This window comes from Citrobacter sp. (assembly GCF_050252275.1).
In the GTDB taxonomy this organism is placed as follows: Bacteria; Pseudomonadota; Gammaproteobacteria; order Enterobacterales; family Enterobacteriaceae; genus Citrobacter_A; species Citrobacter_A amalonaticus.
This window is the reverse complement of the sequence record NZ_JBFWLF010000179.1, coordinates 1-9,467: the sequence shown is the minus strand read 5'-3', so window position 1 is coordinate 9,467 and position 9,467 is coordinate 1. Positions and strand designations below refer to the sequence as shown.

Here is a 9,467-nt window from a genome sequence, read left to right as displayed (position 1 = left end):
CGATTTCTCGGGTGGAACAACACTTTGCCAGCGAGGCGCTGGCGGTGGACAGAACCGACGGCATCAGCATGTCGTTCGTCGACTGGCGTTTCAACCTGCGCTCCTCCAACACCGAACCGGTGGTACGATTGAATGTTGAGTCACGAGCAAACACGCAATTAATGGAAGAGAAAACAAAAGAAATTTTGCTCATCTTAAACGAATGAGTAGGGGAAGTAATTGTGATACCTCTTATCAGCCAATAACGAATATACAATCGATGTGATCCCGTTTATGAAAAGCTATTCAGCTATCCTATTACTGAGTTAACATCTGCAATACATTCAAGCCGCGCATGCGTCGCGCGGTGAACACACCTGACAGGAGTATGTAATGTCCAAGCAACAGATCGGCGTCGTCGGCATGGCAGTGATGGGGCGCAACCTGGCGCTCAACATCGAGAGCCGTGGTTATACCGTCTCCGTGTTCAACCGCTCCCGTGAAAAGACCGAAGAAGTGATTGCCGAGAACCCGGGCAAGAAACTGGTGCCTTATTACACGGTGAAAGAGTTTGTTGAATCCCTCGAAACGCCTCGTCGTATCCTGTTAATGGTGAAAGCAGGCGCGGGTACCGATGCTGCCATTGATTCTCTGAAACCGTATCTGGATAAAGGCGATATCATCATTGATGGTGGTAATACTTTCTTCCAGGACACCATTCGTCGTAACCGTGAACTTTCTGCTGAAGGTTTCAACTTCATCGGCACCGGTGTTTCCGGTGGTGAGGAAGGTGCGCTGAAAGGGCCTTCTATCATGCCGGGTGGGCAGAAAGAAGCCTACGAACTGGTGGCACCAATTCTGACTAAGATCGCTGCAGTCGCTGAAGATGGCGAGCCTTGTGTGACCTATATCGGTGCTGATGGCGCAGGCCATTACGTGAAAATGGTACACAACGGTATCGAATATGGCGATATGCAGCTCATCGCTGAAGCCTATTCTCTGCTCAAAGGCGGCCTGAATCTCTCTAATGAAGAGCTGGCCAGCACCTTTACGGAATGGAACAACGGCGAGCTTAGCAGCTACCTGATTGACATCACTAAAGACATCTTCACCAAAAAAGATGAAGAGGGTAAATACCTCGTTGATGTCATTCTGGACGAAGCGGCAAACAAAGGTACCGGTAAGTGGACCAGTCAAAGTTCTCTGGATCTCGGCGAACCGCTATCTTTGATCACTGAATCCGTTTTTGCGCGTTACATCTCCTCGCTGAAAGACCAGCGTGTTGCTGCCTCTAAGGTCCTGACCGGTCCGAAAGCGCAGCCTGCGGCTGATAAAGTTGAGTTTATTGAGAAAGTTCGTCGTGCGCTTTATCTCGGCAAAATCGTTTCCTACGCGCAGGGCTTCTCTCAGCTGCGTGCGGCGTCCGATGAGTACAACTGGGATCTGAATTACGGTGAAATCGCGAAGATTTTCCGTGCAGGCTGCATTATTCGTGCGCAGTTCTTGCAGAAGATCACGGACGCCTACGCGAAGAATGCAGGCATTGCCAATCTGCTCTTAGATCCGTACTTCAAGAACATCGCTGATGAATATCAGCAGGCGCTGCGTGATGTTGTTGCCTACGCTGTTCAGAATGGCATCCCGGTACCGACCTTCTCTGCGGCCGTTGCCTACTATGACAGCTATCGTGCTGAAGTACTGCCAGCTAACTTGATCCAGGCACAACGTGATTACTTCGGTGCGCATACCTATAAACGTACTGATAAAGAAGGTGTTTTCCATACCGAATGGATGGATTAAATACATTGTTTGTCAGAAGCCCGGTCTAAAGACCGGGCTTTTTTTTATCCTGATTCTTATTGCATAATCTTCATCGCTTAATATTAACTTAATATTGTCCCTTTAGGATGATAAAGATAATCCTAATTGTATTAGGCTTCGTTGACACATTATTCGCTCAGACGCTAAAACAATAATAACGTGTCAGGATGTGAATACATCATGATGTCTAATTAAGTTAATTCTGAGAGCATGCAATGAAAATCACCATCTCCGGTACCGGATATGTCGGCCTGTCCAACGGTCTGCTAATCGCACAGCATCATGATGTGGTTGCGTTAGACATCATCCCTTCTCGTGTTGAAATGTTGAATGATCGGATATCTCCGATTGTCGATAAAGAAATTCAGCAGTTCTTAACGTCGGAGAATATTAATTTCAAAGCCACCCTGGATAAACATGACGCCTATCGAAACGCAGATTATGTTATTATTGCGACGCCGACCGATTATGATCCGAAGACCAATTACTTCAATACTTCAAGCGTCGAGTCTGTCATTCAGGATGTGATAGCGATTAATCCAAATGCGGTAATGATAATTAAGTCTACCGTCCCGGTTGGGTTTACCGCCGCGATGGGTAAGAAATTCAAAACACAAAATATTATTTTTTCCCCTGAATTTTTGCGTGAAGGTAAGGCGCTCTATGACAACTTATATCCATCGCGTATTGTCATCGGCGAGCGCTCTGAACGGGCAGAGCGGTTTGCCGCTTTGCTTCAGGAAGGGGCGGTGAAGCAAGATATTCCTACGCTGTTTACGGATTCTACTGAAGCAGAAGCGATCAAGCTTTTTGCCAACACCTATCTGGCGATGCGCGTGGCCTATTTTAACGAACTCGATAGCTACGCTGAAAGTTTAGGTTTAAATACCCGCCAGATCATCGAGGGGGTTTGTCTGGATCCGCGTATTGGCAATCACTACAACAATCCTTCATTTGGTTACGGCGGTTATTGCCTGCCAAAGGATACCAAGCAGCTTTTGGCTAATTATCAGTCAGTCCCGAATAATATTATTTCCGCAATCGTTGATGCCAACCGCACTCGTAAAGACTTTATCGCTGATGCCATTCTCGCCAGAAAACCAAAAGTGGTGGGAATCTATCGTCTGATCATGAAAAGCGGCTCGGATAACTTTCGCGCATCCTCCATTCAGGGGATCATGAAGCGCATTAAAGCTAAAGGTGTGGAAGTGGTGATATATGAACCCGTAATGCAGGACGAGACGTTTTTCAACTCGCGAATCGAACGTGACCTGACGCAGTTTAAACTACAGGCTGACGTCATTATCTCAAACCGCATGGCTGAAGAGCTCAAAGATGTGTCCGAAAAAGTCTATACCCGCGATCTTTTTGGCAGTGATTGATTAGTCAACTGAGGGGAAGGGAGTCCCTGATAATGGGTTAAAGACCTACCAGAATTTTCGCAATCCTACCAAATTTCCTATGGCATAAATTACGTTTCCCGATAAACTGTGGCGAGTTTAGAGCTTTCTTGTTTAGGGCAATGATGACAGTGGAAAATAACAACCTATCCGGGCGCAGCAACGAACCGGAACAGATTGATTTAATTGACTTAGTGATTCAGATTTGGCGCGGTAAAGTGACAATAATCATCTGCATTATTGTGGCTATCGCTCTGGCTGTGGGTTACCTGGCGGTGGCGAAAGAAAAATGGACCTCAACGGCGATTATTACTCAACCTGAAGCTGGGCAGTTGGCAACGTATACCAATGCCATGAGTATTCTTTACGGTCAGGATGCGCCAAAAGTGAACGATGTTCAGTCGGGTGTGATTGGACGTTTTAACTCGGCATTTTCCGCGCTTTCTGAAACGCTTGATAATCAGCAACAGCCAGAGAAGCTGACCATCGACCCGTCTGTAAAAGGCCAGCCTCTTCCGTTGAAAGTTTCCTATCAGGCAACCTCGGCTGAATCCGCGCAAAAAACGCTGGCGCAGTACATTCAGCAGGTTGATGAAGCGGTTTCCAAAGAAATTAATACTGACCTCGCGATGAGCATTAAAACACGTGCTTCTGACTTAGAGCATTCGCTCGTAGCGCAGGAAAAGGTCGCTCAGGAACAAAAAGCACTGCGCATTGCCCAGATCAATCAGGCGCTTTCCGTAGCGAAACAGGCCAACATCAAGCTGCCGCAGGTTCAGCAGGCCGATCAGGTCTCACAGGACACTATGTTTATGCTGGGGAGCGATGCGCTTTCATCGATGGTGAATAACGAAGCGACCCGACCGTTAACGTTTTCGGATGACTACTACCAGACCCGTCAGAATCTGTTAGCGGTTAAGGCGCTGAAAGTGCAGCCTGACAGTATTCATGCCTATCGCTACGTGATGAAGCCGACATTGCCGATTCGTCGCGATAGCCCGAAAAAAGCGATCACTCTGATACTGGCGACACTACTCGGTGGAATGATTGGTGCCGGCGTGGTGCTGGGGCGTAACGCGCTGCGTAACTACAAGCCAAAAGCGCAGTAACATTTTTCTTCTAATAAAAAACCGGGCCAGTTGAACTGACCCGGTTTTATTACGCCTTACGATCACTGATGGCGTTTGCGCAGGTTCTCAATGACTGTCGTCAGGTTGAGATCCTGATCCTGTAGCAGGACCAACAGGTGATACATCAAATCCGATGCTTCGTTGGTCAGTTCGAATTTGTCATGTACCGTGGCAGCCAGCGCGGTTTCGACACCTTCTTCACCCACTTTTTGTGCGATGCGCTTTGTGCCGCTGGCATACAGTTTCGCGGTATAGGAACTTGCCGGGTCGGCTGTTTTGCGTTCAGCGAGTAGCTGTTCAAGTTGATACAAGAACAGCCACTGATGACTGGTCTCGCCGAAGCAGCTACTGGTGCCTTTGTGACAGGTGGGTCCGACAGGATTTACCAGCACCAGCAGGGTATCGTTATCACAGTCTGGCGCAATGCTGACCACGTTCAGAAAGTTGCCCGACGTCTCGCCTTTGGTCCACAGACGCTGTTTGGTGCGTGAGAAAAAGGTGACTTTGCCGGTTGCAAGGGTTTTATCCAGCGCGTCTGGGTTCATATAGCCCAGCATCAACACTTCACCGGACACCGCGTGTTGTACGACGGCAGGCATCAGTCCGTCGGTTTTTTCCCAGTCCAGTTGGCTGCGTTGTTGCTCTGTTAACATATCCTGATCTCCACGCCCTGCGTTGCCAGGTACGCTTTTAATTCACCAATATTGATTATCTGTTTGTGGAAGACGGAGGCGGCAAGCGCGCCATCGACATCGGCATCGCGGAAAGCCTCGAGGAAGTGTTCCATGGTTCCCGCACCGCCGGACGCAATCAGCGGTACGCGGCAAACGTCACGTACCTTTTTCAACTGTTCGAGGTCGTAACCGTTACGCACGCCGTCCTGGTTCATCATGTTGAGGACGATTTCTCCGGCACCGCGCTTTTGCACTTCCTGTACCCAGTCGAGAGTTTCCCAGGTGGTAACGCGGGTGCGGCTTTCGTCGCCGGTATACTGATTGACATGGTATTTACCGGTTTCAGCGTCGTACCAGGTATCAATACCCACCACAATACACTGTACGCCAAAGCGCTCTGCCAGACGGGTAATCAGCGTCGGGTCAGCCAGCGCTGGCGAATTGATGGAGATTTTGTCTGCACCAAACGAGAGAATTTTGGCCGCGTCGTCAACCGACTTGATCCCGCCCGCCACGCAGAAAGGAATGTCGATCACTTCCGCGACGCGCGAAACCCAGCTTTTATCGACCACACGACCATCGCTGGACGCGGTAATATCGTAAAACACCAGTTCATCGGCACCTTCATCGGCGTAGCGTTTCGCCAGCGGGACGATGTCGCCGATGATTTCGTGATTACGGAACTGCACGCCTTTCACGACCTGACCATCGCGAACGTCGAGGCAAGGGATTATACGTTTTGCCAGCATTGGATCGCCTCCTTAACGGTGAATTTGCCTTCCAGCAGCGCACGCCCGACGATCACGCCGCGCACGCCGGTTCCGCGCAGGGCCGCAACGTCATTGATGTCGCCAATGCCACCGGAGGATTGAAAGGCAATTTGCGGGTATTTTGCACAGACTTCTTCATACAAGGAGACATTCGAGCCCGCCAGCGTACCATCGCGAGAAATATCCGTACAGAGCACATGTTTCAGGCCCACTGGCAGATAGGTTTCGACCAGTTCTTCGAGCGAAACGCCGGAGTTTTCCTGCCAGCCGCTCACCGCCACCTGTTTGTTTCCTTGCACATCTATGCGTACGTCGAGCGCCAACACCAGGGCATCAGCGCCAAAACGCGCGAACCAGCCTTTCACCATGTCTGGCGACTTTACCGCCGTGGAGCCAACCACCACACGAGCGACACCCGCTGCCAGCAGGGCCGCAACGTCGTCTTCAGTACGTACGCCGCCGCCGACCTGGACCGGTACGTTCACGCCAGCTACCAGGGTTTTTATCAGCGGGATCTGTCGTTTCGCCGGATCTTTCGCGCCGGTTAAGTCAACCAGGTGTAACACCTCGGCACCCTGCGCTGCGTAATCCTGTAAACGCGGTAGTGGGTCGGTGCCATAATCGCGCTGCTGTGCATAATCACCCTGATGGAGACGCACGACGGTGCCGTCGATCAAATCTAAAGCCGGAATAATCATCACATCTCCAGAAAGTTTTTCAGCAACTGTGCGCCAGCGGCACCCGAACGCTCCGGGTGGAACTGCACGCCAAAGAAGTTATCTTTTTGTACGGCGGCGGTGAACGGTTCGCCGTAGTGGCATTGGGCGATGGTCCACGGATTGACCGGCATGGCATAGCTGTGCACAAAATAGAAATACGCGCCGTCTTCAATGCCCTGGAATAACCGGTTGCCTGCCTGCGGGTAGACGCGGTTCCAGCCCATATGCGGCAGCGGTAAACCGAAATCGGTCATCTTCGGTACGTCCTGATCGACGATGCCCAGCAGGTCGACGCCGTTCGTCTCCTCACTTCGCCGCCCCAGAATTTGCATTCCGAGGCAAATGCCCAGCACTGGCTGCGTGCAAGCTTTTATCAGCTCGATCAGTTCGCGCTCGCGTAACTGGTCCATTGCTGCCTGCGCCGTACCGACGCCGGGGAGAAAAAGTTTATCGGCCATTAACACCACGTCCGGGTCGCGGCTGACCACCGGATCATAACCGTGACGCGCGACTGCGGATTTCACCGAGTTCAGGTTGGCGCAGCCGGTGTCGAGGATCACCACGTTCATCACAGCACTCCTTTGGAGGAGGGAAGGGTATCACCCTCAACGCGAATGGCCTGGCGCAGGGTACGGCCGAAAGCTTTGAACAGACTCTCCACGCGATGATGGTCGTTTTTACCTTTCGTTTTCAGATGCAGCGTCACGCCCATGGTGTAGGAGAGTGATCGGAAGAAGTGTTCGATCATCTCGGTACTCAGATCGCCGACGCGCTGATAGGTGAACTCGGCACGGTATTCGAGGTGCGGACGCCCGGAGATATCCAGCGCACAGCGCGCCAGGCATTCGTCCATCGGTAGCACAAAGCCAAAACGGTTGATGCCGCGCTTATCGCCGAGCGCCAGTTTTAACGCTTCGCCCAGCGCCAGACCAGTGTCTTCCACGGTGTGGTGATCGTCGATGTAAAGATCGCCTTTGACGGTAATCTCCATGCGGAACCCGCCGTGCGTCGCAATTTGATCGAGCATATGGTCGAAGAAGCCGACGCCGGTGTTAATTTTGCTGCCGCCTTCGCAGTCCAGCCACACTTTGACGTCAATCTGCGTCTCTTTGGTGACGCGCTCAACGTGGGCGTAGCGATCGCGTTTCGTCAGTTGCTCGCCGATTGCCGTCCAGTTCAGCGTCTCGCGATGGTAACGGAGCCCGGTAATCCCCATGTTTTCAGCCAACTGGATATCAGTAGCGCGATCGCCAATCACGTAGCTGTTGGCGCTGTCCATCGCCTGCTCAGCGAGATAGCGTTCAACCAGTTTCACTTTCGGCTTACGGCAGTCGCACTCATCTGCAGGCAAATGCGGGCAGATCAGCACTTCATCAAACTGCACGCCCTGAGAGGTCAGGATTTGCATCATCAGATTATGCGGGCCGTCGAAATCGGCTTGCGGGAAGCTTTGCGTTCCCAGACCGTCCTGATTAGTGATCATCACCAGCTTAAAGCCCGCGTTTTGCAGCTTCAGCAGCACCGGCACAACGTCGGGCTCGAAGGCGAGTTTGTCAAAGCGATCCACCTGGAAATCGCTCGGCGGTTCGGAAATCAGGGTTCCATCACGATCGATAAAGAGATACTTCTGGCTCATACTTGCTCCGCACGTAAAGCGTCAATGACGCGCTGGCTTTCTTCACGGGTACCAACAGTAATACGCAGACAGCCGCTTAAAGAAGGTTGCTTGTTCTGGTCTCGTAAGATAATGCCCTGATCCCACAAAGATTTAAATACGCTACTGGAGGCGGTAAAGCGCGCCAGAATGTAGTTGGTTTCGGAGTCAAAAACCTGTTCAACGCAGGCAATCTCTTTAAGCGCCTTCACCAGGTGCTGACGCTCAAGCAGGATCTGCGCCACGCGTTCGCGCATAGCATTGACGCCTTGCGGGCTCAGCGCTTGTTCGGCAATGTCGGCAACAGGGGTAGAAAGCGGGTAGGGCGCGATCACTTTCAACAACAGGTTAATCACCTCCTCATTCGCCAGCGTAAAGCCGCAGCGCAGACCAGCGAGGGCAAACGCCTTGGACAGCGTGCGCAGAATGACGAGGTTAGGATACTCAGAAAGCCAACCCGCCAGCGTTGCCTGCGGGCAAAACTCGATATAGGCCTCGTCGGCGACCACAATGGCTTTGCCACGCGTCAGTTCCAGCAGCGTGCGCAGATCCTGCGGGTTAATCAGTTGTCCGGTGGGGTTATTGGGACTGCACACGTAAACCACCTTCACGCCATTCAGATTGTCAGAAATGGCCTGCATATCCAGTTGCCAGTCGGCGAGCGCCGGTACGGTACGGCATTCGACGCCAATGGTTTCGGCGCTGACGCTATACATCCCATAGGTGGGCGGGCAGAAGAGAATCGCGTCTTTCCTCGGTTCGCAAAAGGCGCGAATAAGCAGCTCAATGCCTTCATCTGCGCCACGACTGACCAGTACCTGCTCCGGTTTAACTCCGGCGTACTGCGCATAATTTTCAATCACCGCTTTCGGCTGGCATTCCGGGTAACGGTTCAACGTTTGCCGGGTGAGTTGATATTCAACCGCTGTCGGGAATTCGTTGGCATTGAGCCAGACGTCGCCGTTGCCGCCCAGACGACGAGCAGATTGATACGGCGTCAGATTGCGGACGTTTTCACGGGCTAAGTCGGTGACGCTGAACGTGTTTTCAGTGCTCATGCTTGCTCCTTCAGGGCGTTAACACGCAAAGTGACGGCATTTTTGTGAGCGGTCAGGCGTTCCGCCGCCGCCAGTGTCTCGATGGTTGAAGCCAGCGCGGAGAAACCCGCTTTCGACAGTTCCTGAACCGTCATGCGCTTCTGGAAATCCGCCAGCCCGAGGCTGGAACAGGTGGCGGTATAGCCGTAGGTCGGCTGCACGTGGTTAGTCCCGGAGGCGTAATCGCCCGCTGAGTCCGGCGACCAGTCACCGAGGAACACCG

At 52.1% G+C, this 9,467-nt stretch carries 10 protein-coding genes and 1 pseudogene; 4 read left to right on the top strand and 7 right to left on the bottom strand.

The window, feature by feature from the left end:
- The 4 genes and pseudogenes from AB7E14_RS15175 to wzzB form a co-directional block, all read left to right on the top strand.
- A pseudogene (locus AB7E14_RS15175) lies at window positions 1-206 on the top strand (phosphomannomutase CpsG); the annotation flags it as partial.
- Window positions 207-372: 166 nt separating this feature from the next.
- Window positions 373-1,779: an NADP-dependent phosphogluconate dehydrogenase gene (gene gndA / locus AB7E14_RS15170; RefSeq protein ID WP_044327333.1), complete on the top strand. Its 1,407-nt coding sequence runs from the start codon at window positions 373-375 to the stop codon at window positions 1,777-1,779.
- A 236-nt stretch (window positions 1,780-2,015) separates the two neighbouring features.
- Complete coding sequence (gene ugd, locus AB7E14_RS15165; RefSeq protein WP_044327334.1) at window positions 2,016-3,182, top strand: UDP-glucose 6-dehydrogenase; 1,167 nt, start codon at window positions 2,016-2,018, stop codon at window positions 3,180-3,182.
- A gap of 143 nt (window positions 3,183-3,325) precedes the next feature.
- Window positions 3,326-4,309, top strand: a complete 984-nt coding sequence (gene wzzB / locus AB7E14_RS15160) for an LPS O-antigen chain length determinant protein WzzB (RefSeq protein WP_428169645.1) — start codon at window positions 3,326-3,328, stop codon at window positions 4,307-4,309.
- A gap of 62 nt (window positions 4,310-4,371) precedes the next feature.
- Here the strand turns inward: wzzB and hisIE are convergent, their stop codons facing one another.
- The 7 genes from hisIE to AB7E14_RS15125 all read right to left on the bottom strand — a co-directional run.
- A complete protein-coding gene (gene hisIE / locus AB7E14_RS15155) occupies window positions 4,372-4,983 on the bottom strand; it encodes a bifunctional phosphoribosyl-AMP cyclohydrolase/phosphoribosyl-ATP diphosphatase HisIE (RefSeq protein WP_044327335.1) in 612 nt (203 codons plus the stop codon).
- Window positions 4,977-5,753 carry an imidazole glycerol phosphate synthase subunit HisF gene (gene hisF, locus AB7E14_RS15150; RefSeq protein WP_200050003.1) on the bottom strand — a complete coding sequence of 259 codons (777 nt, stop codon included), beginning with the start codon at window positions 5,751-5,753 and terminating at the stop codon, window positions 4,977-4,979. The genes hisIE and hisF overlap by 7 nt, the downstream gene beginning before the upstream one ends.
- Window positions 5,735-6,472 (bottom strand): 1-(5-phosphoribosyl)-5-[(5-phosphoribosylamino)methylideneamino]imidazole-4-carboxamide isomerase, encoded by a 738-nt coding sequence (gene hisA, locus AB7E14_RS15145; protein WP_090049777.1) that lies wholly within the window; start codon window positions 6,470-6,472, stop codon window positions 5,735-5,737. The genes hisF and hisA overlap by 19 nt, the downstream gene beginning before the upstream one ends.
- Entirely contained in the window at window positions 6,472-7,062 is a 591-nt protein-coding gene (gene hisH, locus AB7E14_RS15140; protein ID WP_043000211.1) for an imidazole glycerol phosphate synthase subunit HisH, read from the bottom strand. Before hisH ends, hisA begins: the two co-directional genes overlap by 1 nt.
- Window positions 7,062-8,129, bottom strand: coding sequence for a bifunctional histidinol-phosphatase/imidazoleglycerol-phosphate dehydratase HisB (hisB, locus tag AB7E14_RS15135; protein ID WP_058588260.1), 1,068 nt, complete (start codon window positions 8,127-8,129; stop codon window positions 7,062-7,064). The genes hisH and hisB overlap by 1 nt, the downstream gene beginning before the upstream one ends.
- A complete protein-coding gene (hisC, locus tag AB7E14_RS15130) occupies window positions 8,126-9,205 on the bottom strand; it encodes a histidinol-phosphate transaminase (RefSeq protein ID WP_428169644.1) in 1,080 nt (359 codons plus the stop codon). Before hisC ends, hisB begins: the two co-directional genes overlap by 4 nt.
- Window positions 9,202-9,467 (bottom strand): histidinol dehydrogenase (locus AB7E14_RS15125; protein WP_428169643.1); only part of this gene is annotated, 266 nt, incomplete at its 5' end. The genes hisC and AB7E14_RS15125, both read right to left, overlap by 4 nt.

What these genes read in the sequence shown, in the direction of transcription:
- hisC (WP_428169644.1), bottom strand. Translation starts at nt 9,205, where the DNA reads ATGAGCACTGAAAACACGTTCAGCGTCACCGACTTAGCCCGTGAAAAC.
- hisA (WP_090049777.1), bottom strand. Translation starts at nt 6,472, where the DNA reads ATGATTATTCCGGCTTTAGATTTGATCGACGGCACCGTCGTGCGTCTC.
- gndA (WP_044327333.1), top strand. Translation starts at nt 373, where the DNA reads ATGTCCAAGCAACAGATCGGCGTCGTCGGCATGGCAGTGATGGGGCGC.
- wzzB (WP_428169645.1), top strand. Translation starts at nt 3,326, where the DNA reads ATGACAGTGGAAAATAACAACCTATCCGGGCGCAGCAACGAACCGGAA.
- ugd (WP_044327334.1), top strand. Translation starts at nt 2,016, where the DNA reads ATGAAAATCACCATCTCCGGTACCGGATATGTCGGCCTGTCCAACGGT.
- hisB (WP_058588260.1), bottom strand. Translation starts at nt 8,129, where the DNA reads ATGAGCCAGAAGTATCTCTTTATCGATCGTGATGGAACCCTGATTTCC.
- hisF (WP_200050003.1), bottom strand. Translation starts at nt 5,753, where the DNA reads ATGCTGGCAAAACGTATAATCCCTTGCCTCGACGTTCGCGATGGTCAG.
- hisIE (WP_044327335.1), bottom strand. Translation starts at nt 4,983, where the DNA reads ATGTTAACAGAGCAACAACGCAGCCAACTGGACTGGGAAAAAACCGAC.
- hisH (WP_043000211.1), bottom strand. Translation starts at nt 7,062, where the DNA reads ATGAACGTGGTGATCCTCGACACCGGCTGCGCCAACCTGAACTCGGTG.